Genomic DNA, 24,171 nt, shown 5'->3' with positions numbered 1-24,171 from the left:
CCGTCATTGGATAGACAAACGCGAACTGTCGCTGCGGTTACATCCCTTGCAACAGCTTCACCAGATCTTCGTACGACATGGAGCCGAGTTTTTCGAGCAATAGCCCGATATTCTTGCGCGAAGCAAGCTTGTTTAAGGGATGCTCCGCATCGAGCAACGCGTTTTTGTCCGGCACCCACTCCAACAGATCATTGGGCGTGCAGCGCAGCGCTTGACAAATTTTAGCAACATGCTCCAACCGAAGCGACGACATTTCGCCCTTCAGCAACTTGGCGGCCGTAATATGGTTAATGCCTAAATCGATTAAAAAACGCCGGGGGTTCGTCACTCCGCGTATTTGAAGAAAGGGATGCAAATTGAATACAAGCATAATACTCTTATTTTACACGAATCGAATAGGCAAATGTAAGTCATATTTTTCGAAAAACATCAACCGCAAGACGTTTTTACGAACGAGGAAAGAAAAAAGAATATAGAGTACGGTTTATATAATATAGAGCACATAAAGAATAATATAGAGCGCATAAAGAATATTATAGAGCATTACAAAAACGATAAAAAACATATAAATATTAATATAAGAAATATCACATATGGTATACGCTATATCCTATAGAATATAAAATATATCCCGCATAAGATAACATATTTATGTCAAAATATAAAAAACAGAAAAAACAATATAGAGCATAGACAGTTCATCAACAAAAAAGAAAAATATAACGATAAACTCTCTTATTATATCCAGAATTACAAACAGCAATGAAAACAAAAATCCTTGCGCTCCTGTGCGCCCTTGCCGTATTCGCGGCGGAAAGAACCGCTGCCCAACCACCATCGGACATTCCTTATTGGCGGAACCTGAAAGTATTAGAGGTGAACAAAGAGTACCCTCGAACGTCTTTCATGACCTTTGCGAATAAAAACGACGCCCTGTCGAAACGATTTGAAGAAAGCGAATACTACCAGTCGCTCAATGGAACGTGGAAATTCTATTTCACGGAATCTTATAAAAACCTGCCGGAAAATAGTACCGACTCCCGAACTTCTACGGCCGGATGGGCCGACATTCAAGTCCCGGGCAATTGGGAAGTGCAAGGCTTCGGAACGCCCATCTACACCAATCACGGCTATGAGTTCCAACCGAAAGATCCGCAGCCCCCTACCCTTCCCGACAATACGCCCGGAGGCGTTTACCGGCGCGACATTAGCGTGCCCGACAACTGGGACGGGCGGAACATTTATCTGCATATCGCCGGCGCCAAATCGGGCGTATATGTATACCTCAACGGCCGCGAGGTCGGATATAGCGAAGATTCGAAAAATCCCGCCGAATTTCTTTTGAACGATTACCTGCAACCCGGCAAAAATACCTTGGCGATAAAAATATTCCGGTGGTCGACGGGATCGTATCTGGAATGTCAGGACTTCTGGCGCATCAGCGGCATTGAACGCGATGTGTATCTATGGTCGGAACCGCGCACCGCCATCCGCGACTTTTCAGTGGTTTCGAACTTGGACGACGCTTACCGCAACGGTATCTTCAAACTGACGCCGATGGTCAAAAACCGCGCCAATCAAGCGGCCAACGTGGAAGTTGCCTACGAATTACTGGATGCAGCGAAGAACACCGTCGCCTCGGATAGCCGTTCTTTGTCGCTCGCAGCGGGAGAAGAGAAAAATACACTCTTCGAAAAAGAACTTTCCGGCGTGCTCAAATGGACGGCCGAAACGCCCTCCCTCTATCATTTGATACTCACCCTTCGGGAAAACGGTGAAATAACGGAAGTAATCCCTTATTCCGTCGGCTTCCGCCGCATCGAAATAAAGCCCGTTACCACCGGCGAACGCACCGACAACTTGCTGCTGGTAAACGGGCAACCCATCATTCTGAAAGGCGTGAACATCCACGAAGTCAATCAAAAAACAGGACATTACGTCACGGAAGACCTTATGATACGCGACTTCGAACTGATGAAGCAGCATAACATCAACAGCATTCGCCTGAGCCATTATCCGCAGAGCCGCCGCTTTTACGAACTCTGTAACGAATACGGATTCTATATATACGACGAAGCCAATATCGAGTCGCACGGCATGTATTACGACCTGCGCAAAGGCGGAACGCTGGGGAATAACCCGGAATGGCTCGATGCCCACCTGTATCGCATCAATAACATGTTCGAGCGAAACAAAAACCAGCCTTGCGTCACCTTTTGGTCGCTGGGCAACGAGGCGGGAAACGGATACAACTTTTATCGGGCCTATCTGTTGCTGAAAGAAAAAGACAAAAACGTGATGCAACGCCCCGTCAACTACGAGCGCGCTTTGTGGGAGTGGAACACCGACCTGTATGTGCCTCAATACCCAAGCGCTGCCTGGCTGGAGGAGATCGGTAAAAACGGAAGCGACCGCCCCATCGTGCCGTCGGAATATTCGCATGCCATGGGCAATTCCAACGGAAACCTCGACCTGCAATGGCAGGCCATCTACAAGTACCCCAATTTGCAAGGCGGCTACATCTGGGAATGGGTAGAACATGCCTTGCTCGAAAAAGATGAAAACGGCCATAAATACTGGGCGTATGGCGGCGATTACGGAAAAGACCTGCCCAGCGACGGGAACTTTGTGTGCGACGGCGTGATCGATCCCGACAGAAACCCGCACCCGGCCATGACGGAAGTAAAATACGTCCATCAGGATTTCGCTTTCGAAGCGGTCAATTTGGCAAGCGGGAAAATCCGTATCAAAAACCGCTTCTTCTTCACCGATACCGACAACTATCAGTTCCGGTACAATATTACCGAAAACGGGAAGGTCATCCGCACCCATACAATCGATGTGCGGTTGCAGCCGCAGGCATCGGAAGTCGTCACCCTTCCCCTGACGGGACTGAAGCCTAAGCCGGGCTATGAATACTTCCTCAACTTCGAAGTGGCCTTGAAAACCGGCACTCCTCTCCTACCCCTCGGATATGTCGTGGCCATCGAGCAATTCAAGTTGCCGATGGAGCAAAACAAACCGGCTTACCGGGCGTCCGCCGGCCCGGAATTGTCCATCGCCCAGCAGCAAGGCATCGTTTCCGTCACCTCGTCGGATGTCACCTTTGTTTTCGATAAAGCCGCCGGAGTCGTAACGTCTTATAAGGTGAACGGTACGGAATACTTTGCCGACGGTTTTGGTATCCAACCCAATTTCTGGCGCGCCCCCAACGACAACGATTACGGTAACGGAATGCCTTACCGTTTACAGATATGGAAGCAATCGAGCCACAACTTCCACGTAACCGACGCCAAAGCCCATATGGACGGCGCCAAAGCGGTGGTGCAAACCACTTACCTGCTGGCGGCCGGCAACCTCTACAGGCTGACTTACACCATCGATCCGTCAGGCGTACTAAAGGTCGACGGGAAGTTCTTTTCCACCGATATGGAAGAACTCGAAGCCGGTACTTCGGAAGCCACCCAACTGGCTACCTTCTCGCCCGAAACGGCTGCTGTGCGCAAAACCTCTTCCACTCTCACGGTGCCGCGAATCGGCGTGCGATTCCGGCTTCCGGTAACGATGCATCAAGTGGAATATTTCGGGCGCGGTCCGGGCGAAAACTATTGCGACCGGGCGTCAGGCTCCAAAATCGGCCGGTATAAAACGACCGCGGAAGAGATGTATGTGCCGTACGCAAGGCCTCAGGAAAACGGACACCGCACCGACACCCGCTGGGTGGCGCTTTCCAACGGCCGGAACGGGCTGCTGGTCGTGGCCGACTCGACAATCGGGTTCAATGCCTTGCGGAATTCGGTGGAAGACTTCGACTCGGAGGAAAACAAAGACAAGCCTTATCAGTGGAACAACTTCTATCGCGAAGAAGCAGCCGACAAGAGCAACGAATTGCGGCGGAAAGGCTGGGACAGTCCCGAGAACCGGATGCCCCGCCAAACGCATATCAACGACATCGTTCCGAGCGATTTTGTGGAAGTTTGCATCGATATGAAGCAGCAGGGTATCGCGGGCTACAATAGCTGGGGCGACCGTCCGTTGCCGCAGCACACGCTTCCGGCGAACCGGAACTATGAGTGGGGATTCACGCTCGTTCCGGTATCGAAAGCGGGGGATATCGAGCGGAAATCCATTATACATTACTAAAAACAAGCGGCCGAAACTTCATTTTTTTGTAACCGTTTTTACCGAATAAACGTGTATTTTTGTAACTGAAACAATCGTTTATTCCATTATTAATTTATATAAAGATGAAAAAAATTTCCATACTTCTATTGACAGCGCTGCTGTATGTCGAGGCATATTCTCAACAACTCGCCAAAGGATATGTGTTTGACGATGCCAACCGAAACGGCAAAAAAGAACGAAGAGAAAGAGGAATTGCCGGCGTGCCCGTTTCCAATGGTCTAGACGTGGTCGTCACGGACAATAACGGATTCTATTCCTTGCCGGTAGACAATGACAATACCTTGTTCGTCATCAAGCCAAGCGGATATAAACTTAACGTAAATGAAGATTTTATTCCGCAGTTTTATTATCACTACAAGCCCGTCGGAGCGCCCGACAACTTCCAATATAGCGGCGTAGCTCCGACGGGAAAGTTGCCTAAATCCATCGACTTCGCCCTTTACAAATACGAAGAGCCGGCCGACTATACGGCGCTTATCTTCGGCGATCCGCAACCTTATACGCTCCAGGATATGGATTATTTTACGGAAAAGATTGTAAAGGATGTGCAAAAGACCGACAACACCATGTTCGGTATCAGCTTAGGAGATATTGCCGGCGATAACCTGGATCTTCATCCGGTATATAAAGAACGGATGCGCGCCCTCCAACTTCCGTGGTACAACGTAATGGGCAACCACGATATGAATTACGATGCGCCGTCCGATAAGCTTTCCGACGAATCCTTCGAGAAGAACTTCGGGAGCGCCAATTATGCTTTTAATTACGGGAATGCCCATTTTATCATCCTCGATAATATCCTCTATCCCGATCCGCGCGACACCAAAGGATATTGGGGCGGTTATCGCGAAGATCAACTTCAGTTTCTGGCGAATGACCTGAAACATGTTCCTCATGACCGGCTTATCGTCTTATCTCAGCACATTCCGTTGAAAGACGCTTCGGGAAATGCTTATCGCCCGGAAGACAGGCAACGGATCTTCGATTTACTCAAAGACTACGAACAAATTCTTATTATGTCGGCTCACACGCATCTGCAAGACCATATTTATTACACGGTCGAAGACGGATGGAACGGCAGCAAGCCTTTATATGAATACAATGCCGGAACAACCTCAGGCGACTGGTATTCGGGCAAGATCGATGCCAACGGGCTGCCGGATGCCAGCATGCGCGACGGAACGCCTCCGGGATATGCTTTCCTGAACATCAAAGGCAACCGATATGATATCGATTATAAAGTAGCCGGAAAAAGCAGCGATTACCAGATGCACGTGTTTGCGCCTAAAGTCGTGCCGTATAAAGGACGGACGACCTCGCAAATTGTGGTGAACTTCTTCATGGGAGCCAAAGAGGATGCGGTTGAATACCGGATTGATGAAGGAGCCTGGCAGAAAATGCACTATGTGGAAAAAGTCGACCCGTCTTATCAAGTGAAACTGTTCGAATGGGACCTCACCGATACATTACTTCCCGGACGCCGCCCTTCGAACGCTGTAAACAGTACGCATTTATGGACGGGAAGACTCGATTTGAAACTGTCTCCGGGCGAACATACCATCGAAGTGCGCGCAACCGATCGCTTCGGCAAAACGCATCGAGGGCAAAGGAAGTATGAAATAGTCGCAGAAAAAGAATAAAAGGAGACATTTTGTCAGTTTAAATCCTGATAAAAGTCTTTCATAGGATAATATTGCGCCTTTTTGTCATTTTTCAAGCGTATACATCCCGGTAACTGTACTGGCATATAATTTGCTTTTTTAAAGATGTATCGGTCAAAAGGCCGAAAGAAAACAACAACTAAAAAAAGGAGAACAAATTATGGCACTGATTAGAAGAACAAACAGTTGGTTACCGAGTATTTTCAACGACTTCTTCGGTAACGAGTGGATGGAAAGCAGAAGTCTCTCGTCTCCTGCTATCAATATACAGGAAAGCGACAAAGGCTTCTCGGTTGAAGTCGCGGTTCCCGGGATGACCAAACAAGATTGCAATGTCACCATCGATGAAGATAACAATCTGTTAATCTCGGTAGAAAAGAAAACGGAAAACGAAGAGAAGGACAAAGACGGTGTTTATTTGAGGCGTGAATTCTCTTATTCGCAATTCCAAAGACGGATGCTTTTGCCGGACAACATCGAGAAAGATCATATCGCGGCGAAAGTGGAAGACGGCGTCCTGAAAATCGAAATTCCGAAATCGAAAGAAGAGGAAAAGGCTTCGAAAGTAAAACAAATAGCCATCCAATAAGCATTTAAGATTTAAGATTCAAAATTTAAGAGCCGGGCGCTACAAAGCATCCGGCTCTTTTTTATGTCTTTTTTGTCTTCTTAAAACACCCTATCCTTTAAGTAGGATAAGAAATACTCGAGCAACCTCTTTATTTCATCGTCACAAGAAAGATTATCCACGATGTTTTCAGCCTGTAACAGCAATTCATTCATTTTTTCATACGCATATTTGATGCCGCCGTTACGCTTGGAAAACTCGAGCAGCGTTTCGATATTTTCCTCGGTATAATCTTTCGATTTAATAATCTGGAGCATCTCTTGCGCCAGATTTTCAGGGGCGTTCCTCAGCGAATAAATAAGCGGCAGGGTGACTTTTCCCTCACGGATATCATTACCGGTCGGTTTTCCCACATCGGCATGATAGTAATCAAAGGTATCGTCCCTAATTTGAAATGCCACACCAAGGATACGGCCGAGTTCGGCAAACTCCTTTACAGCATCGCCCTCGGCACCCGCGGTTTTCGCCCCGATCACCGTACAGGCTTCCATTAACGACGCCGTTTTCTTTTCGATGACTTTAAAGTACTCTTCTTCATCGATAACGACTTCATTCGCCAGCGAATATTGATTGAGTTCGCCTTCCGCCAGATTCAGTCCGAGATCGGCAATAATAGTGACAATATCCATATCGTTGGTCTTGACACTTTCCTTTAAAGCCAGCGATAAAAGATAATCACCTACCAACACCGCCCGGGAATTGCCATATACCGCATTGGTAGAAGGCCGGTTTCTTCTGATCTCCGACTCATCGACGACATCGTCGTGCACCAATGATGCCGTGTGCAGAAGTTCCACCGTAACCGCACCGTGATACGTTTCAGAGGTAATTTGTCCGCACGCTTTTGCCGAAAGAAAAACCAGTATGGGACGAATCCGTTTTCCATTCGTGTCAAAGATATATCCAACAATATCGGTGATACGGGGATTATCGTTTTGGACGGATTTACGTAAATAATTTTCAAACTGAATGAGTTCTTCGCGAAGGGAATCTTTTATAAACTGATTTTGATCCATTGCTCCTTGATTACGCATACAAATTTAGGAACAATTTCATTCATAGCAATATTTATTTGTAACTTTACGCTTTATAAATACTATTTTAGAATCTATGGAAAGAAACAAACTGTTCCTTCTCGATGCTTACGCCCTGATATACCGATCGTATTATGCTTTTATCCGGAATCCCCGGGTGAACTCGAAAGGACAAAATACATCGGCGATATTCGGCTTCGTAAACACCCTCGAAGAGGTGCTTCGTAAAGAAAACCCCTCACACATCGGTGTGGCCTTCGACCCTCCGGGGCCGACGTTCCGCCATTTGCAAGCCGAAACGTATAAAGCCCAGCGTGAAGCGACGCCCGAAGACATTAAATTGTCCATCCCTTTTATCAAACAGATCATTCACGCGTATAATATTCCCATTATCGAAGTGGACGGTTATGAGGCCGACGATGTGATCGGTACCTTAGCCAAACGCGTCGATAAAGATAAGTTCGACGTCTATATGATGACGCCCGATAAGGATTACGGACAATTGACGGAAGAACATATCTTCATTTACAAGCCCCGCTACGGCAGCAATGACTTCGATATTCTGGACGATAAGAAGGTGATGGAAAAATACCAGCTTGCCCATCCCTGCCAGATGATCGACTTGCTGGCTCTTATGGGCGATGCTTCGGATAACATCCCCGGCTGTCCGGGCGTGGGGCCGAAAACCGCTCAAAAACTGTTGGCGGAATTCGATTCGGTCGAGAATTTATTGGACAATAGCGATCAATTGAAGGGCGCTTTGCAAACAAAGGTTCGGGAAAACCGGGAACAGATTCTGTTTTCCAAATTCCTGGCAACGATCAAAACGGACGTGCCGATAGAAATCAATGACGATGAGTTGGCTCGCAAAGACATCAATGAAAACGCGATCAAAGAGATCTTCGACGAACTGGAATTTCGCACGCTCATCGCCCGGGTATTGAAACAGACACCTCCCGCGCCTGCTTCTTCGCAACCGATACAGGGCAATCTTTTTGCCGAGATGGAAGAAACGCCGCAAGCCGAAACGCCGCAAGCAACCGCTCCTCACATTCTTTATTCACCGGACGATTTAGCCACGATTCTTACCACGCCCCATACCTATACGTTGATCGCCGACGAAAAAGAAATGACGGAACTCAATAACCGCCTTTGCACGGAGTCATACGTCTGTTTCGATACGGAAACCACGGGCATGGATGCCTTAACGAGCGAACTGGTAGGAATGTCTTTCGCCGTCAAAGAGGGCGAGGCTTTTTATGTACCGGTATCACCCGACAGAGAGACGGCTAAACGGCAAGTACAGCTATTCAAACCGTTTTTCGAGCATGAAAAGATTGAAAAAATAGGGCAGAATCTCAAGTACGACATCCTTGCGCTGCGCAAGTATGATGTGGTGGTAAAAGGGAAGCTGTTCGACACGATGATCGCGCACTACCTGATCAATCCCGAAATACGGCACGGGATGGATTATATGGCGGAAACCTATTTACGTTACCGCACCATTCATATTGAAGAATTGATCGGACCAAGAGGAAAGAATCAAAAAAGCATGCGCGAGGTCGATCCGGCGACCGTTCTGGACTACGCCGCCGAAGATGCGGATGTTACGCTGAAATTGAAAAACATTCTTGCAAAAGAAATTCACAACAACGGTCTCGAACAACTCCTCTACGACATCGAAGCGCCGCTGGTTTACGTGCTGGCCGACATGGAATGGACCGGCGTGCGGCTCGACCTGAACGCGTTGGCGGAACTATCGGAAGACATGACGAAAGAGTTGCACGAGGTGGAAAAGCAGATCATCGAACTGGCGGGCGAGGCATTCAATGTAAACTCGCCGAAGCAGATAGGCGAAATTCTGTTTGATAAGATGAAAATTATCGATCGCCCCAAAAAGACAAAGACGGGGCAGTACAAAACCAGTGAAGACGAACTCGAAAAACTGCGCAATAAACATCCGATCATCGAAAGGATTCTGGAACAGCGGGGATTGAAAAAGCTCCTCAGCACCTATGTCGATTCTTTTCCCACGCTGATCAATCCGCAAACAGGCAAAATACACACGTCGTTCAACCAAACGGTTACCGCTACCGGGCGGCTGAGCAGTACCAATCCGAATCTCCAGAACATCCCCATCCGAGACGACCGCGGCCGGAAAATGCGCAAGGTTTTCGTCCCCGACGAAGGGTGCACATTCGTTTCGGCCGATTATTCGCAAATCGAACTGCGCATCATGGCGCACCTGAGTGAAGATAAAAACATGGTGGAAGCGTTCAATCACGGACAGGATATTCATGCGGCCACGGCGGCGAAAATATACAAAATCCCGATTGAAGAGGTTACCGGAGATATGCGCCGCACGGCTAAAACGGCCAATTTCGGCATTATTTACGGTATTACGCCCTTCGGCTTATCGGAACGGTTGGGCATCTCCAGAGGGGAAGCGAAAACGATTATCGATGAATACTTCACGACGTTCCACGATGTGAAGCGCTACATGGAGACGAGCATCGAAAAAGCTCGGGAGCAAGGGTATGTGGAAACAATCTTCGGACGTAAGCGTTTCTTACCCGATATCAATTCCAAGAACGGTACCGTCCGCGGGTATGCCGAACGCAATGCCATCAATGCTCCCATACAGGGCAGCGCAGCCGACATCATCAAAATGGCGATGATCCGTATTTTCGACCGGTTATCGAAAGAGAACCGGAAAACCAAGATGATCTTACAGGTGCATGACGAATTGAACTTTAACGTCCCGAACGACGAGGTGGAAAGTGTCATGAAGCTGATTGTCGAAGAAATGGAGAATGCCTATAAGCTCATCGTTCCCCTGAAAACCGATTGCGGCGCCGGGAAGAACTGGCTGGAAGCGCATTAGTTGACAAGGAGACTGTTGAGAAAAAGGGACGGAGAGACAAGGAGAGATGGAAAAAATACATAGACATACGGAATTGAGGGTTTATCAATCTTCTTTTGAAGCGGGGATGAAAATCTTTTTCATTACCCAATCCTTTCCTAAAGAAGAGATGTATTCATTAACGGACCAAATCAGGCGTTCCTCACGATCGGTATCGGGAAATATCGCCGAAGCATGGCGAAAAAGGCGATATCAAAAGTCATTCATAGCAAAATTGTCGGATTCGGAAGGCGAGGCGGCAGAAACTCAAGTATGGCTGGAATATGCAAAAGCTTGTCATTACATCAATGAAGATGCATTCTTGCAATTAACCGGCCGGTATGACAACATAATCGGAATGATCGTGAACATGATCACAAACTCCGATAAATGGACAATGGACAGCAACAAATGATTTACATGGCACAAATGATGATGTTTTCCCTGTCTCCCCGTCTCCCCGTCTCCCTGTCCCCCGGTCTCTCTGTCGCCTTGTCTCTCTGTCCAAAAACTTAAAGAATGCTTGACTTTTTAGCGGAATACGGATATTGGGGATTGTTTTTGGCGTCGTTTCTGGCAGCGACCGTCGTGCCGCTCAGTTCGGAAGTGGTGTTCACCGGCCTCCTTTCCGCGGGATTGGATACGTGGATGTGTATTGCCTTTGCCACAATCGGTAACACGTTGGGAGGCGCGACAAGTTACTGGATCGGGTCGCTCGGCAAGACGGAGTGGATGCGAAAATACTTCGGAGTGCGCGAAGAACAAATCGAAAAGATGCAACATCGATTAAAAGGCAAGGGCGCCCTGATGGGGTTTTTCGGCTTCCTCCCTATCGTAGGGGAAGCCATCATCATTGCATTGGGATTCATGCGCGCGAACCCGTGGGTAGTTGTTTCTTCGATGCTGGCAGGGAAATTTTTACGGTATGTAGTACTCGGTTTAGGAGTAGAACAAGTTATAAAGATGTGGTTTTAGATTCTATAAAAAAGGTATGTCGACAATATTATTTCACGAAATCGTATATGGCCCCATCCACAGCCGGCGGATGGGTAGCTCTTTAGGTGTAAACCTATTGCCTTACAACGGCAAATTCTGTTCATTCGATTGCATTTATTGCGAATGCGGATTCAATAAAGATTTCCGCACTCAAGAGAAACTGCCTGACCGGGAAAACGTCCGGGCGGCGATGGAAGATAAGTTGCAGTCGTTGCATCGGGAAGGAGTGAATCTCGATGTCATTACGTTCGCCGGAAACGGGGAACCGACCATGCACCCGCATTTTGCCGGCATCATCGACGACACCATTACTCTGCGAAACTTGTATTTCCCGCAAACCCGTATCAGCGTACTGACGGACGGCTTTCACGTGAGCAAACCCGCCGTCTTCGAAGCGTTGAAAAAAGTCGACAACCCCATATTGAAACTCGATTCGGCTTTCGACGAAACGGTGCGCCTCATCAACCGACCTGTCTCCCGGCAGTATTCGGTAGCCCGGCAAGTAGAACTGTACAAGCGCTTCAACGGCGCGTTTATCCTTCAAACGATGTTCCTCAGGGGCGAATTCGAAGGACGCAAGATCGATAACACCACCCGTGAGGAAGTCTCGGCATGGTTAGGGCTCGTCAGAGAGATGAAGCCTCGCGAAGTGATGATCTACACCATCGACCGGGAAACGCCCGCCAAACAGCTCGAAAAAGCGCCGTTGGAGGTGTTACGCGAAATTGCCTCCCTTGTCGAAGCGATGGGGATTAAAACGGTGGTCGCGGGATGACGATAATTGGCAAATTGACAAATTAGCAAATTAGCAAATTAGCAGATTAGCAAATGTGGAAATGTGGAAATGTGTGGCGATGGAATTATTAAACTGTTGAATCAGGATATGGAGAGATCGGCGTTTATGACATTACATGAAGCGGTGCCGCTGATGCCCGAATCGCCCTTTCAATCGCCGATAACATGGACAATCGGGAACGACGAGGTTTGGGGCGTAACGGGCGGAAACGGTAGCGGAAAATCATTATTGGGCGACCTGCTCTGCGGAAAGATTGCCGTTAAGTCGGGAATCGTTCGCTATCATTTTTTGAACAAAGCGCATCAATCATCCTATGCCGTTTGGCAGGGAAAGCATGTCCGTAAGGTCGATTTTAAGGCGGCTTACACATTAGGCGACTTCCGCCATGCGTTTTACCAGCAGCGCTTCCATCAATCCGAAAACGAAGAGATGCCGGAGGTCCGCGACCTGTTGCCGCCGGAAGGGTTGAACGAAGAAATGCGTCTTATATTCGATATATTCGATATTCCGGAGCTGTTCGATCGCAAGCTCTCGCATTTGTCGAGCGGAGAATTGCGCAAATTCCTGGTCGCCCGTTCCTTTGCCGGACAGCCCGCGATGCTGATCTTCGACAATCCTTTTATCGGACTGGACGAGGCCAGCCGGGAGGAGTTGAACAATCTGTTCGCATTCCTTCTCAGACACTACCCTACCCGGCTACTGTTTCTGGCGCCCTCGCCGGCCGATCTGCCCCGCTGTATAACACATATCGTGGAAATGAACCGGTGCCGGATACGATATGCCGGTACATTAGACGGTTTAGCCCCGGAAAATGCGGCGGATAAAAACATGCTTCCGGATATCCATTGGAACCATTTCGATCAGAGAACCATCCCACCAAAAGGCGCCGAACTCGTATCGCTGTCGAAGGTGGATATCGTTTACGACAAGCGGATCATCCAAAAGAATCTCCACTGGCAGATCAAAAAAGGGGAGAAATGGGCGCTATTAGGGCCGAACGGTTCGGGCAAGTCGACACTGCTGAGTTATATCTTCGCCGATAATCCGCAGGCTTATGCCAAAGACATTCGTCTTTTCGGGCGGAAGCGCGGGACGGGCGAAAGCATCTGGGATATCAAAAGGCAGGTGGGCTTCACTTCCTGGGAGATGCATTTTTATTACCGTAAAAATATCCCCTGCCACGCCGTGGTTTCTTCAGGATTCTTCGATAGCATCGGATTGTTCCGCCAATGTACCGGGGAACAATCTCAATTGGCCGATAAGATATTGGATTTGTTGCGGATCGGGCACCTGAAAAACCGCCCGTTCCTGAAAATTTCCTCGGGGGAGCAACGCCTGGTACTTTTCGCGAGGGCGATCGTCAAAAATCCGTTATTGTTGATATTGGACGAACCGTTCCACGGGCTGGACGAGCACAACAAACGGCAATGCACGGCGATCATCGAGTCGTTTGCCCACCAAAAGGACAAAGCGTTGATTTATGTGACGCATATACGGGAAGAAATACCCCGCTGCGTGACGCATTTCATGCGGCTCGAGGCGCTTTGACCGTATCAATTGCCACCCGTAGACTTGTTCCAGCCGGAGTATGGAAAGTCATCCTTGCCCATCCGAAGGCACCTTGCCGAATTGTACCATTCTTAAGAACGCGCCGTCTTCATCGAAATAAAGCATGTGCCGCTCGTCAATATTCAGAGAATATCCCCTCACCTGAGCGTGACGAATCAAACTATATACTTTCGATCCCTTATAATACGTATCCAAGTAATCGAGAATTTTCTCCGGCAGTAACCCTTCAACCATTTTTGAAGGAAGACTCAGATCAACCGAGTAATCTTTTTCAATATACACAGCCTTGATAGAGCTCCAAGCACCGTTTGGATCCGTATCGATAAGGATCCGGGTATTTTTATTTTCATAGAGAAAGGAATACCGGTACTCATACGCTCCTACCAACGTTATTCCCTGCGGATAATACGATTTATAGGAAGTATCGTAATAATCGGCGATGAGCTTATCAACGATTTCAGAGGGTGGGGGCAGGATTCCTTTGTCTTTGTTTACCAATAAGTCTCTTTTTTCGAAGCGGAAGCCGTAATTTCCGTTTCCATACGAGGCAATAATCCGTATCTTGCCTAAATTCCCTACTCCCCTAATGGCCTCGCCGATACTTTCGGGGAGTTCGTTTTCCCCGATGCCGGTCAGGAACCTTTCCCCGCCGGCCGTATTATCGCTCCAGTCAAATGCTTCGCCATGTATCCACTCTCCTTTTTCATCAAAGCTGACAACAAGCGCGTTACCTATAAACAAGCGGTAGGCCGTACCTTCGTCTTCCGTTATTTTGAACAAATGCCCGTTAGCAGCCGCCGCCTCAAGCTTATTTCGTTTCAGAAACTCATTGTATTTGCTCTTGAAATCTTCATCCTTTATATCAGCTTCGCCCAATGTGACGCCGCCATAAGCCAACAAGTGCGTTTGAGCATAGTTGCGGCCGTTGTCGAGCGTGATTCCGATACCGGGCCCGTTCAAAGAATAAAACGCCGTGATAGCAGCCTGCGGTTCTTTTTCTTTCAATTTCCCATACACATAGCCATTGAGTATATTCGTGGCGGACAACGGCATTCCGTCTGCGGCTTCCACCGAGATCCAATCGCCACCCTGAGCGGCGAAAACGACGTGGATATCCCCTTGCAAGAGGACATAAAAGAAAGGATGTCCATTGGCATTTACGTCCTTGTTTTCCGACCGGGTGCCTCGTGTGCCTTGTCGTTTATCAATGCCGATGGAGACGATTTCATTGTCCGGGAAGTATTCGGTTAAAAACGTTTGCGAAGCAGCCGGCAAATCGAAAAAAGTGAACTCCGGAAGCCGCTCTTTCTCATCACAACCGTTGAAAGTAGCCATTCCTACGGACAACAATAGTATTAACGATAATTTTCTCATATCAAAAGTGTTAAGCAAACAACATTATTTTATTCAATGTGACCCAATCGGGTTTTAACGATGAAAAGACAAAGTCTCGGTAGCCGCCACTACTTGCCGGAGAATGATTTTTGCGTCTCTTTCTAAAACGGATGTTGGTCATCGAAATCGCTCCCAAGATAAGGGCGACGCCCACCCATTGCAACCATTCCACATGCTCCTGCAGGATAAAAAACGACGACAACACGGCCACCGGCAGCTCCGCCGCACTCAGTATCGCGCCTAACGATACGCCGGTCTTGGGCATCCCGTAAGAAAAGAACAGCGGGGGGATGACCGTCCCCAACAAGGCTAAGGGCAACCCCCATTTATATAATCCGCCGATCATCGTCCCATCGAAAAAGAAGGTGGGGCGGAAAATAAGGAAGATCATCACACAAGCCCCGGTAATCATCAGGGCGCTTTTCTTGAAAACGGGCAAATCATTCCCCACCCGCCCGCTGGTAAGGATGAACAGAGCATAGCAGAACCCCGACAATAGTCCGTAGGCAATGCCTTCGACGCTGACGTCAGCCGCCTCATTGTTGAACAATCCGCCGGCGAATAAGGTGCCGCCCAGCACAATGACCGCGGCGATGATTTGCAACCGTGCCGGCCGCTTCCGAAAGAAAAGATAGTCGAGGATAATGCTTATCCACAGGTTCTGCATCAATAAAATGATGGCGATGGAGGCGGGAATAAGTTGCACGCATTTGTAATAAAACACACTGACAAGTCCGGTAAAGATGCCGGGAAGGCACACTTTCCACCAAACGGTCGGTTTCGCCCCGGAAACGGCAGAGGCTCCGGACGCCTTGTTCCGGCCGCGCGTTACCAGACGTTGCATCCAATAGCCGGCCCATAATATAACCATTCCGAAGAAGGCTTGCGAGCCGGTGACTTCGCCCAAGTCATATCCCGCCCCGTAGGCATTCTTGACAATCGTCGACAACACTCCGAAGCTGCATGCCCCGAGAAAAACCACCAACCCACCTTTCAATTTGTCATTCATAATCCTCTTTTTTTTGCAAAACCGGGCAAAGATACGGCAAATTGCCATAGCCGGCAAGAATAAATCATGATCCCGCTCACACAATAAGCCGCCCGTTAAAGGCTCCTGCCCGCTACTTAGCCAACTGCAATATGCGGTACGCCCCGCTCGCGACGATGATGAAAACCACCGACCCGAGTACTTTGCAGTTGCAGGGTTTCGAGGGCCGATAAAATAGCGTCCGCATCGGCGGTGTGGTACACTTCCAGCGTGCGTCCGGGAAGGTCGAACACCAACGACTGTATGCCCTCCATCGGCTCCAACTTCATGCGGATTAATTGTTCCTCCGACGGACAATCCATCTTCTCAATATGATAAATACTCTTTTGCATCGTCTTGTTATAAATTGATTTTGATTCCCCCGTTAATTAAAAAACCGTCCAGCGGCGCATAGATATCCCTGAAAACGGGATTCGACACCGTACCGGTATAAATCGTGTCGAAGCGGGTTTGACGCGCATCGAACATATTCTCAAAATTAATATAAATCGCGAAATTCCGCCACATTTTCTCCGCCATAAACCCGCACAATACATAGTCTTTGCCCCTGACACCGTCGCTCAACTTCTGCCGGCTGTAATAAAACGCTTCCAACCCGAGTTTCCACGCATCTCCCACTTCATACATCAACACCGAGTTGAGCCGGTGCTTCGGAATCAGCGCCCTTTCGGCCTTCGCGCCGTTTTCGTGCAGGCGGGTATCGGTAAACGTATAGCCGAGGAATAAATGAACGTCGTGATACACGATTTTCACATTTGTTTCGGTTCCTTTCGTGTGAATGGCACCTGCAGAAGGAAGCAATTCGTACTCTTTTCCGTCCGGCAGGCTTTGAAGAAGGAGCGGATGGTCTAACCGCGTATAGAAAAACAACTGATTGATGCTGAATGTAGCATCCTCTCCGAGCGCGGTACGGTAATTGACATCGGCATTCCCGCCGTAACTTTTTTCGAGTTTCGCCGAGGCCTTGTCGATAGGCCGTACGTTGCGGTATTGGATTTGTTCGCTTTCTTCGGTGAAGAGGGAGGGCGTTTTATATCCGAATCCGCCGCCGATGCGGGAAGTCCATCCTTTCGCAATCCGGAATAAAGCCGATACGCGAGGCAGGACAACCATCCCGTACCCGTCCGTATAATCGCTTCTCAAGCCCGTTTCGAGCTGAACGCGTTCGGAGACATCCCAATCGTTCTGCAAAAAGACGCCGAACGTAATCTGCCGATACGAACGGAGCGGAAAATCGGACAGGCGTTTTTCCTTGAAATCATCCGTCCACCCATTCAGCCCCGCTATCCATTCCGTCTTTTCAAAGCGACGGGTATAGGAGGCTTCGGTGAACGATGAACGCTGCGTGCCTTCGAAGCGGTAACCGGGAACGGCCGTCGAGCGGTTGAAATAGCTGAGGCTGTTTTTCACCTGAAAGGCGCTGCCGGCGTCTATCGCATAATCGAACGTGAACTGCGTGGAATAACGCCGTGTGCGATTTTCTTCGAAATAACGGTGCGTATCGTCTCCCCGCCCTTTCAGGTAAAGCATATCGCCCCCTTTACGGTCTTCGACGGTGGCATTCACCCCGGCGCTAAGGGAGGCTTTCGAATTGAAATAAAGATAAAGTTTCGGATTGAAAACGAAGCGCTTAAATCGGGGGATGGCCGAAAAGCCCGCGTCGGAAGGGTCATAGGCTTCGTTGCGGTTGTGCGAAGCGAATACGGTCGCACCCCATTTCTCGAAACGTTGGCCATAAAAGCCGTTCACGTCCAATCCGCGGCCGGAGGTGGCGTTCACATGGAAGCGCAGGTCACGCTCATCGGCAGGCGTTTTCGATACGAGATTCACCAATCCCGCAATGGCTCCTCCGCCGTAGAGCGTCGACGTAGAACCTTTAATGACTTCTACTTGCTTGAGGTCGAGCGGCGGGATCTGCAACAATCCTAATCCGGCGGCGGCTCCCGAATAAACGGGAAAACCGTCTTTCAGTATCTGCGTATAACGCCCGTCGAGTCCTTGAATGCGGATGCCGGCATTGCCGCTTGTGGCGGACGTGGTCTGCACATGGATACCCGTACTTTCATTGAGCAGCATACGGATATCCCCGGGCTTCATATTCCCCTTTTCGTCCAACTCCTCGCTTCCGATAAATTCGATGCGGGTGGGAACATTTTCTATCGTACGGGTACTTCTTGTCGATGAAACCATGACCTCTTCGAGTTCTTCGGAATCTTCTTCGAGCAAGATTTCAGAAACCGTGGAATCCTGCCGCGGAAATACCACGACTTGCCGTTGCTCTTTAAAGCCAATCATGCGGAAAATGAGGGTCTGTGTGCCGTCGGGAATCTCAGCTAATGTGACGCGGCCGCTGTCATCGGCCATTGCCCCGAGGGAAGTACCCGATAAAAGAACCGTCGCCCCGGTGAGCGGTTCACGGGTTTTGCCGTCTTGGATAAAGGCGGTATACGTATTTTGCGCGAGAAGGGAATACGCGCACGAAACTGCTATCAGCAGCAGAAAAAATTTTATTTTCATTGTCTGAATGTCTGTTAATGTTTAAAATAAAGAAAATTTGCGGACAAGATGCCGCACTCATTTTTTCGCGGGGCATGTGTCCGCGCGAACACATCAACAGACTTGGGGCGGTTCCCATATTGGCGAATAGAAACCGGGAAGGGCTTCATGAGAATAGACGACCACCAATTCGCCCCGGCACACTTCGGTAAATCCGGGACAGTCGGTCATCGCCGGTACGATAAAACCATGGCAGGTGGCACATTTCATAAAAGGGGAACAACACGTACAACCGCTTTCTTCGAAATGCCCGGCCGACTCGCAGGCGGTGGTATCTTGCGCATGAAGCATGCAATCATCCTTAATAAAAAGCGGTACTGCCGTCATCAGCAATATATACACCGCGAATATAAACGAGACATGCTTCATGCCTGCAAAGTTAGGATTTTCTCTGAAAATGAGAAATAATTAATAACTTGCGAAGCCCCATCAAGCAAGTAAACCACAAGTTATCTTGGATACGACTCCAATGCAAAGTACGGTTCCGGTTTGCTCGTAATGAAATACTTGGTTCCTATGAGACCTTATAGAAGATTATCATTGTTTAAAGCATCCGGGCTTGATGAGGCTTTTATTTATTCACAAGTTAAAACTATGGCAAAGAAAGCGAAAAAAATCAAGACAAACAAGGGATTGAAATTGGAAATCGTGAATCCCAATTCGGCGGGTATCGATGTTTCTTCCACCGAAATGCAAGTATGTGTCCCGGAAGACCGGGATGGGGAAAACAACCGCCGCTTCGGCACGTTTACGCAAGATTTACACCTTATATCGGATTGGCTTAAAGCCTGTGGCATTGAAACCGTCGCCATGGAATCCACGGGGGTGTATTGGGTCCAACTCTACATGATACTGGAATCGGAGGGATTTGACGTGTTGCTGGTCAACGCCAAGGCCATCAAAAATATCAGTGAAAAGAAGACCGACCGGGTAGATGCCGAAACCATCATGGTCTTGCATAGTTACGGGCTTCTGAGAGCCAGTTTCCAACCCCAGAACCATGCCCGGCGCATCCGCAATGTATCGCGCCACCGTGACGGGTTGTTGAAAGCTTCTTCGCGGGAAGTGCTCCACATGCAAAAGGCCATGGAATTGATGAACATCAAATTGGGCAATGTCATCAGCGATATTTTGGGAAAATCGGGACAGGAGATTATTCGCGCCATTCTGGCCGGGGAACGCGATGCCCGAAAACTATCGGCTTTGGCCGATCCCCGATGCAAATCTCCCAAAGAAACCATCGCCAAATCCCTGCAGGCCAATTGGGACGAAGACCTGCTGTTCATGCTCAAACAAAGCTATGAACTGTATGTATATTACCAAAACCTGATGAAGGATTGTGACAAGCAGATAGAGGGCATCCTGCAGGAGTATCTCAAAGACGTTAAGCCCGAAGAAACTTCCAAGCCGGAGCAAAGGGCGAAAAAAGCAAAAGCTCAAAAGAATGCCGTCACGATAGATATCGAAAAGCACGCGATCCGATTATGGGGTGTCAACGCGATGCGCATACCGGGTGTCAGTGAAGCGGCCCTGTTGCGGTTGGCCGGTGAGCTGGGACACGATTTTACCGATAAGTTTGACTCATACAAACAGTTTTGTTGTTGGTGTAACCTCACACCCAACAACAAAATATCGGGAGGAAAACTCCAGTCCAGCAAAATTCCAAAGCGCAAGAATCCTGTTGGACAAATCCTGCGTTCTTCGGCAAACTCCCTGAAAACAAGTAAAACGCCCTTAGGATATTACTTCCGGCGTATACAGGCAAAAAGCGGTTACTTGCCGGCTATTATCGCTACTGCGAACAAATTGGGAAGAATACTCTATACAATGGTTAAATACAAGGTCGAGTTTGATGACTCTTTTACCCAAACCAGCGAAACCGAGATACTTAGAAGAAAATTGATTAAGACCCAAAGAACCCTCGAAAAACTTCAAAATCAAATCAAAGAATGCGGATGAGATGGTTTGTTATATAGAAGATAATAAAATTGAGTTTTTCTTGTGATGATTATCCATAGATTTATTGTTTGCTGTCAACTAAAAAAATTCGTCCCCTCTCAATGAGGAGACGAACATCCATTTTACGACGAAAGATAAAAACGATTCCCTACACGAATGTTTTCTTCAATTCGGCGACCCAAGCCTCCACACGGCTGTCGGTCTGGTCGTATTCGTTATCCTCATCAATAGGCAATCCGACCCATGTATCATCGATAACCGCTTCGGAAGCATCATACGTATACCCTTCATCCGGAACTTGACCGATAAGGCGGGTTTTATCGTGAATCGCATCATAAATCACTTTCATCGATTGGGCAAACGTGTCCGAAAACGAAGCGCTGTCGCCCAACCCGAAAATGGCAACGGTCTTATCCGACAAATCGGCTTTAGAAAAAGTCGGCAGGAAGCTGTCCCAATCATCTTGCAAATCCCCAACCCCCGTAGTAGAAGTCCCAAGAATAAGATAAGGATACGCTTTAATCTCATCCAATTTCACACTATCCACATTAAACAGATCGGCATTTCCATCAAAAAGATTTTTAATCTTTTCCGCTACCTGTTCGGTGTTTCCACCGGAGGATCCGTAAAGAATGGCTATTTTACTCATTGTGTATTTGTTTTTGAATTAATAAATGCATGTAGTAAACAGTTTATGGGGCAAATTGTTTGTCGATACGACAATAAAATCCAAAGGAACACTTGTTTCTTTGGAAGATATACCGAAAAATAGTATTTTTGCAACTCTTATTCGGCGCGGTAGTTCAATGGATAGAATAGAAGTTTCCTAAACTTTAGATCCGGGTTCGATTCCCGGCCGTGCTACTTATCGTAAAGAAACCCGTCATGAAAAAAGAAACAGTACTCATCGCTCTTGCCACCCTATTGCTTGTCTCTGTGTCGTGCCGTTCCGGAAAAACGAGGCCGGAAACCGACAAGGAAGAATGGATAACGCTTTTCAACGGCCAAGATTTATCGGATTGGACTCCGAAAATCAGAGGATACGAAGCCGGCGACAACTTCGGAAACACATTCCGGGTGGAAGACGGTATGATAAAAGTCCGCTACGACGCGTATGATACATTCGACAACCGCTTCGGGCATTTATTCTTCAACGAACCGTTTTCGAATTACTTGTTGCGTGTGGAATACCGCTTCGTCGGACATCAATGCCCGGGCGCTCCCGAATGGGCATATAAAAATTCGGGAGTGATGATTCATGGGCAAACGCCCGAGAGCATGGCAATCGATCAGGACTTTCCGGCTTCCATCGAAGCGCAATTTTTGGGAAGCGATTCGTCGGTACAACGGACAACCCTGAATGTCTGCACGCCGGGAACCAATATCGTAATAGATAACCGACTGGTCCCCGATCATTGCACGAATTCGGCATCGGGCTTCTTCTTCGATGACGAATGGGTGACCGCCGAAATCGAAGTAAAGGGCAACGAGGTGATTCGCCATATAGTGAACGGCGATACGGTATTGACCTATCATCAGCCGCAATTGGATGACAGAGAGGCGAATTTCGCCGTTCTTGAACGTTTAAACGGCGGCAAAATGCTCCGTGGGGGAACCATTTCCCTGCAAAGCGAGGGGCACCCTATCGACTTCCGGAAAGTAGAACTAAAAAGACTTCCTTAACCGCCTTTTTCCATCCGGTAGACAATCGCCGACATTCGTAAAAATATTAAATTAATCAAAAACAAGTTTTACCGATTGGGTTATTGCCCGAAATGGATTAATTTTGTAATCCATTGCATTATGAAAAAAGGGTTTCATGAAAATAGACTTTAAAGAGCGCACGCCGCAACTTATCGCAATCATCGCCGTATTGGCCGTCATCTTAGCGATCGTCATCGGGTTTCTGGTCAACAGGAACTCCAAGATTAGCAATATGCAGGAAGAATTCGCGATCTCCAAAGAGCAACTCGAAGACGAGTACGAAGCGATCTCTCTTCAATACGAAGGATTTAAATTCAGCGTACAAAACGATTCGCTGCTCTATAAACTCGAAAACGAACAAGCCAAAGTCCTGCGCTTGCAGGAAGAATTACGCCAAACCAAATCGACGAATCATGCGGAGATAAAAAGGCTGAAAAACGAATTGGAATCGTTGCGCAAGATATTGCGTTCGTACATTCATCAAATCGATTCGTTAAACCGCCTCAACCAGGAGTTACGCGAAGAGAACAAGCAAATCACGCAACAATATCAACAAACAAGCCGCACGTTGAACCAAGTGTCGCAAGAGCGGAAACAGTTATCGGAAAAAGTGTCGTTAGCGGCGCAGTTAGTTGCTACGAACATTTCCGTAAAAGCCGTAAACGCCCGCGGACGCGAACAAAAACGGCTGAAAAAGAGTACGCAATTCGTCCTGTCGTTTACCATTTCCCGCAATATTACCGCCGAGCCGGGCGAAAGGACTATCTACGCACGCATCCTGGCTCCCGACGGATCGGTATTGACCAAAAGCGCCGGGAATACATTCCCTTACGAAAACCGGGATATCCAATTCTCCATACAACGGGTTATCGAATACGGCGGCGAAGAAACGCCCGTCACGATGTATTGGGATATCGAGGAGTTTTTGATGCCCGGTACGTATAAGGCCGATATTTTTGCCGATGGCTACCACATCGGGTCGCGCAGCTTTACGATGGAAGAGTAACAGGTGACCGTTATGGAAAATCCCGCTATTCCCTATTTGTTTTTCGTTACAACGGTTTTTCTCGTCGCTGCGGATAATATCCATGCACAGAGTATCGATGACGAGTTTAAGCGGCAACTGAAGCAATCGCTCATTACCGACGGGCCGATGGGGAAGCCTGAACTGAAAAAGGATCCTTTTAAGATACGTCAGGACAGAAAAGAAGTCCTAAAAGTTTCCCCAACCACCAAACTGCCGACCCAATACGATCGAGTAGAACTTTTGGAGCCGGAGTCCCCGGAAGAAAAAATTCATCTTAATCTGGAATATACCAACCCAAAAACGGATCAGCTTTCCCGTAGCGCGTATGACTATTCGACCGGAAAAGTCATTCCCATCCCGGATACCAACAGCAAAATCCAACAAGGGCTAAACACCCGCAACGACTACGGGATAGGACTCTATATCGATGAAGAGAGCGCTCCCGAATGGCTGCGTAAAATCCGGAATATAACGACACCCGGATATAGCGGCTTCGATGTCGATCCGGTACGAGCCATCCAACGCCATAAAGCCGCAAAGCGTCAGGAAAAAATCAACAAAATCCTCAAGGTCTACGATATGAAGTAATTTCCCCGCGTCATGAACAAACCATCCGCATGCCGAAAGCAACCTGAACGTGTAACCCCTCCGCTCGTTCCTCGCTCGTCCCCTTATGCTAAGGGGACAGTTGCGGAGTACCGCGAAGCGGGG

The 24,171-nt window shown here is 48.2% G+C and carries 20 protein-coding genes and 1 tRNA gene; 13 read left to right on the top strand and 8 right to left on the bottom strand.

The features are described 5' to 3' along the window. Nucleotides 1-37: 37 nt before the first annotated feature. Nucleotides 38-370, bottom strand: coding sequence for a helix-turn-helix domain-containing protein (locus tag ABNK31_RS16710; RefSeq protein WP_418893559.1), 333 nt, complete (start codon nucleotides 368-370; stop codon nucleotides 38-40). Between the two features lie 392 nt (nucleotides 371-762). Here ABNK31_RS16710 and ABNK31_RS16705 point away from each other — a divergent pair, with 392 nt between their 5' ends. The 3 genes from ABNK31_RS16705 (at nucleotide 763) to ABNK31_RS16695 (ending at nucleotide 6,435) form a co-directional block, all read left to right on the top strand. Next, nucleotides 763-4,143, top strand: coding sequence for a glycoside hydrolase family 2 TIM barrel-domain containing protein (locus ABNK31_RS16705; protein ID WP_418893558.1), 3,381 nt, complete (start codon nucleotides 763-765; stop codon nucleotides 4,141-4,143). 104 nt (nucleotides 4,144-4,247) lie between these two features. Next, nucleotides 4,248-5,825, top strand: coding sequence for a calcineurin-like phosphoesterase C-terminal domain-containing protein (locus ABNK31_RS16700; RefSeq protein ID WP_418893557.1), 1,578 nt, complete (start codon nucleotides 4,248-4,250; stop codon nucleotides 5,823-5,825). A gap of 181 nt (nucleotides 5,826-6,006) precedes the next feature. Continuing rightward, nucleotides 6,007-6,435 (top strand): Hsp20/alpha crystallin family protein, encoded by a 429-nt coding sequence (locus ABNK31_RS16695; protein WP_418893556.1) that lies wholly within the window; start codon nucleotides 6,007-6,009, stop codon nucleotides 6,433-6,435. Nucleotides 6,436-6,515: 80 nt separating this feature from the next. Here ABNK31_RS16695 and ABNK31_RS16690 read toward each other — a convergent pair whose 3' ends face one another. After that, on the bottom strand, nucleotides 6,516-7,490 hold the full coding sequence (locus ABNK31_RS16690) for a polyprenyl synthetase family protein (RefSeq protein ID WP_418893555.1): 975 nt from the start codon (nucleotides 7,488-7,490) through the stop codon (nucleotides 6,516-6,518). 94 nt (nucleotides 7,491-7,584) lie between these two features. Here ABNK31_RS16690 and polA point away from each other — a divergent pair, with 94 nt between their 5' ends. The 5 genes from polA (at nucleotide 7,585) to ABNK31_RS16665 (ending at nucleotide 13,750) form a co-directional block, all read left to right on the top strand. After that, nucleotides 7,585-10,392 (top strand): DNA polymerase I, encoded by a 2,808-nt coding sequence (polA, locus tag ABNK31_RS16685; RefSeq protein WP_418893554.1) that lies wholly within the window; start codon nucleotides 7,585-7,587, stop codon nucleotides 10,390-10,392. Nucleotides 10,393-10,438: 46 nt separating this feature from the next. Next, nucleotides 10,439-10,825: a four helix bundle protein gene (locus ABNK31_RS16680; RefSeq protein ID WP_418893553.1), complete on the top strand. Its 387-nt coding sequence runs from the start codon at nucleotides 10,439-10,441 to the stop codon at nucleotides 10,823-10,825. Nucleotides 10,826-10,929: 104 nt separating this feature from the next. Beyond that, nucleotides 10,930-11,385: a YqaA family protein gene (locus tag ABNK31_RS16675; protein WP_418893552.1), complete on the top strand. Its 456-nt coding sequence runs from the start codon at nucleotides 10,930-10,932 to the stop codon at nucleotides 11,383-11,385. A gap of 16 nt (nucleotides 11,386-11,401) precedes the next feature. Further along, complete coding sequence (locus ABNK31_RS16670; RefSeq protein ID WP_418893551.1) at nucleotides 11,402-12,181, top strand: radical SAM protein; 780 nt, start codon at nucleotides 11,402-11,404, stop codon at nucleotides 12,179-12,181. A gap of 69 nt (nucleotides 12,182-12,250) precedes the next feature. Then, on the top strand, nucleotides 12,251-13,750 hold the full coding sequence (locus ABNK31_RS16665) for an ATP-binding cassette domain-containing protein (protein WP_418895436.1): 1,500 nt from the start codon (nucleotides 12,251-12,253) through the stop codon (nucleotides 13,748-13,750). Nucleotides 13,751-13,798: 48 nt separating this feature from the next. Here ABNK31_RS16665 and ABNK31_RS16660 read toward each other — a convergent pair whose 3' ends face one another. The 5 genes from ABNK31_RS16660 to ABNK31_RS16640 form a co-directional block, all read right to left on the bottom strand. Then, the gene (locus tag ABNK31_RS16660) at nucleotides 13,799-15,145 is read right to left on the bottom strand and encodes a PepSY-like domain-containing protein (protein WP_418893550.1); all 1,347 of its coding nucleotides are present in this window, start codon (nucleotides 15,143-15,145) and stop codon (nucleotides 13,799-13,801) included. Between the two features lie 10 nt (nucleotides 15,146-15,155). Then, complete coding sequence (locus ABNK31_RS16655; RefSeq protein WP_418893549.1) at nucleotides 15,156-16,175, bottom strand: EamA family transporter; 1,020 nt, start codon at nucleotides 16,173-16,175, stop codon at nucleotides 15,156-15,158. A gap of 116 nt (nucleotides 16,176-16,291) precedes the next feature. Next, nucleotides 16,292-16,546: a heavy-metal-associated domain-containing protein gene (locus ABNK31_RS16650; RefSeq protein ID WP_418893548.1), complete on the bottom strand. Its 255-nt coding sequence runs from the start codon at nucleotides 16,544-16,546 to the stop codon at nucleotides 16,292-16,294. Nucleotides 16,547-16,553: 7 nt separating this feature from the next. Then, on the bottom strand, nucleotides 16,554-18,731 hold the full coding sequence (locus ABNK31_RS16645) for a TonB-dependent receptor (RefSeq protein WP_418893547.1): 2,178 nt from the start codon (nucleotides 18,729-18,731) through the stop codon (nucleotides 16,554-16,556). Nucleotides 18,732-18,824: 93 nt separating this feature from the next. After that, entirely contained in the window at nucleotides 18,825-19,139 is a 315-nt protein-coding gene (locus ABNK31_RS16640) for a hypothetical protein (RefSeq protein ID WP_418893546.1), read from the bottom strand. A 225-nt stretch (nucleotides 19,140-19,364) separates the two neighbouring features. Here ABNK31_RS16640 and ABNK31_RS16635 point away from each other — a divergent pair, with 225 nt between their 5' ends. After that, a complete protein-coding gene (locus ABNK31_RS16635) occupies nucleotides 19,365-20,729 on the top strand; it encodes an IS110 family transposase (RefSeq protein WP_418892890.1) in 1,365 nt (454 codons plus the stop codon). 148 nt (nucleotides 20,730-20,877) lie between these two features. Here ABNK31_RS16635 and ABNK31_RS16630 read toward each other — a convergent pair whose 3' ends face one another. Continuing rightward, entirely contained in the window at nucleotides 20,878-21,378 is a 501-nt protein-coding gene (locus tag ABNK31_RS16630) for a flavodoxin (protein ID WP_418893545.1), read from the bottom strand. Between the two features lie 143 nt (nucleotides 21,379-21,521). Between ABNK31_RS16630 and ABNK31_RS16625 the strand changes: the two genes are divergently transcribed. From ABNK31_RS16625 to ABNK31_RS16610, 4 genes are all read left to right on the top strand, one after another. Continuing rightward, nucleotides 21,522-21,593, top strand: a tRNA-Arg gene (locus ABNK31_RS16625). A 21-nt stretch (nucleotides 21,594-21,614) separates the two neighbouring features. Then, a complete protein-coding gene (locus ABNK31_RS16620) occupies nucleotides 21,615-22,412 on the top strand; it encodes a 3-keto-disaccharide hydrolase (RefSeq protein WP_418893544.1) in 798 nt (265 codons plus the stop codon). A 136-nt stretch (nucleotides 22,413-22,548) separates the two neighbouring features. Next, on the top strand, nucleotides 22,549-23,439 hold the full coding sequence (locus ABNK31_RS16615; RefSeq protein ID WP_418893543.1) for a hypothetical protein: 891 nt from the start codon (nucleotides 22,549-22,551) through the stop codon (nucleotides 23,437-23,439). A 12-nt stretch (nucleotides 23,440-23,451) separates the two neighbouring features. Beyond that, complete coding sequence (locus tag ABNK31_RS16610) at nucleotides 23,452-24,048, top strand: hypothetical protein (RefSeq protein ID WP_418893542.1); 597 nt, start codon at nucleotides 23,452-23,454, stop codon at nucleotides 24,046-24,048. The last annotated feature ends 123 nt before the right edge of the window (nucleotides 24,049-24,171 follow it).

Origin of the sequence: Limibacterium fermenti (assembly GCF_041902845.1) — a bacterium.
Taxonomy (GTDB): domain Bacteria; phylum Bacteroidota; class Bacteroidia; order Bacteroidales; family Dysgonomonadaceae; genus Limibacterium; species Limibacterium fermenti.
Note: the sequence above shows the minus strand (reverse complement) of the source record. Positions and strands in the feature narration are given on the sequence as shown.